Source organism: Micromonospora sp. NPDC047753 (assembly GCF_040642735.1).
Taxonomy (GTDB): domain Bacteria; phylum Actinomycetota; class Actinomycetes; order Mycobacteriales; family Micromonosporaceae; genus Micromonospora.
In genome coordinates, this window is the sequence record NZ_JBEYSL010000760.1 from 1 (window position 1) to 2,226 (window position 2,226).

The following is a 2,226-nucleotide window of genomic DNA, read 5'->3' on the forward strand; positions in this document are numbered from 1 at the left end:
GCGTTTGCGCTCGGACCACGGGTTGCCGTCCGGGTCGGCGGAGGCACGGTTGTAGAGGATGCGCCGGTTCGCCGGCCACGCCCAACCCCACTCGGCGGCCACCCAGTCCTGTTCGTGCCGGGACTTGCGCCGGGCCGCCTGGTTCACCCCGTCCGCGTACACGCCGGTGTAGATCCAACAACCGATCGCGGTGGAGCCGTCCGCGCGGGCCTCCGCGAAACTGGACAGCGGACGGCCGCTGGCCACGTCGTACCCGTTGATCTCGCGCAGCACCGCCTCGGCGCTCGGCTCCGCGTGCGGACCGTGCGTGGGATAGTCCCAGGTGAGGTCGAGCAGCGCACGGTCGCGCGGCAGCGGCGAGTCGGCCAGCCGCTCCCGCAGTTTGCGGCCCAGGTGATAGAAGAACCACAGCTCGGAGCGGGCGTCGCCCGGCGGTTCGACGGCCTTCTCCCGCCACTGCAACAACCGCTGCGTCTGGGTGAACGTGCCCTCCTTCTCCACGTGCGACGCGGCGGGCAGGAAGAACACCTCCGTGCGGCACTCCTGCGGCACGATCTCGCCGGTGGCGACCTCGGGGCCGTTCTGCCAGAACGTCGCGCTCTCGATCATGAACAGGTCGCGGACCACCAACCAGTCGAGGTTGGCCATCCCGAGCCGCTGCGCCCGGCCGTGCGCCGAACCGACCGCCGGGTTCTGCCCGAGCAGGAAGTACCCCTTGATCTTCCCGTCGATCATGTTCAGCACCTGCTGGTACGTGCCGTGATCACCGGTCAGCCGAGGCAGGTAGCCGTAACAGAAGTCGTTCTCCGGCGTCGCCGCGTCACCCCAGTACGCCTTGAGCAGGCTGGCGGCGAACGACCCAGCGTTACCCCAGAACCCCTTCTGCCCCGGATGGCGAATGCTGTCCACCCACTCCTCGAAGCTCGGGTGCTCGGCGTGATGCGGCATCGGCAGATAACCGGGCAGCAGGTTGAACAACGTCGGGATGTCGGTCGAGCCCTGAATGCTGGCGTGCCCGCGCAGGGCCATCACCCCGCCACCCGGGCGGCCCATGTTGCCCAGCAGGAGCTGGATGATCGCGCCGGTGCGGATGTACTGCACACCCACGCTGTGCTGCGTCCAGCCCACGGAGTAGATCAGCATGCCGGTGCGGTCCCGGCCGGAGTTCGTCGTCCACGCCCGCGCCAACTCCAGGAACTGCGCCTGCGAGATGCCGCAGACCCGCTCCACCATCTCCGGGGTGTAACGGGCGAAGTGCCGCTTGAGGATCTGGTAGACGCAGCGCGGGTGCTGCAACGACTCATCGCGGCGGGTCTGGCCGCTCACCTGCGCGCCGTGCGACTCGTGCGTCAACCCCGCCGCGCTGTCCCGCTCCTGCGCCGTGTGCCCACTGCCCGACGAACCCTCGTGCCCCTCGTACTGCCAGCTGTCCTGCACGTAGGCGCCGGTCTCCGGGTCGAAGCCGGAGAAGAAGCCGTCGCCGTCCTCGGTGTCGCTGAACTCCTCGCTGACGATGGTCGCCGCGTTGGTGTACGCGAGCACGTACTCCCGGAAGTCCAACTCGTTGTCCAGGATGTAGCGCACCACCCCACCGAGCAGCGCGATGTCCGTGCCCGCCCGGATCGGCAGGTACTCATCAGCGACCGCACTCGTGCGGGTGAACCGGGGGTCGACGTGGAAGACCTTCGCCCCCCGACGCTTGGCCTCCATCACCCACTGGAAACCCACCGGGTGTGCCTCAGCCATGTTCGAGCCCTGGATGACGATCACGTCAGCGTTGGCGATGTCCTGCTGGAAATCCGTCGCACCGCCGCGACCGAAGCTGGCCCCCAGACCGGGGACGGTGGCGGAGTGTCAAATACGGGCCTGGTTCTCGATCTGCAGCGCCCCCATCGCGGTGAACAACTTCTTGATGAGGTAGTTCTCCTCGTTGTCCAACGTCGCCCCACCGAGACTGGAGATGCCCAGCGTCCGGTTGAGCGGCCGGCCCTCAGCGTCGACGTCCTCCCAGGTCTCCTCGCGGGCGGCGAGGATCCGGTCGGCGATCATGTCGAGCGCCGTGTCAAGCTCCAGATCCTCCCACTGCGTCGAGTACGGCCGGCGGTAGCGGACCGTGGTCTGCCGCAGCGGGCTGGTCACCAGGCTCTTGCTCGCCGAACCCTTCGGACAGAGCCGACCCCGCGAGATCGGACTATCCGGATCACCCTCGATCTGACTGACCCGCCC

Annotated in this window: 1 protein-coding gene; it reads right to left on the reverse strand. The window is 68.2% G+C overall.

Features of this window, described 5'->3' with window-relative positions; genetic code table 11:
* On the reverse strand, window positions 1-2,226 hold a 2,226-nt coding region (locus tag ABZ749_RS34210; protein ID WP_357235330.1), incomplete at both ends, for a molybdopterin-dependent oxidoreductase.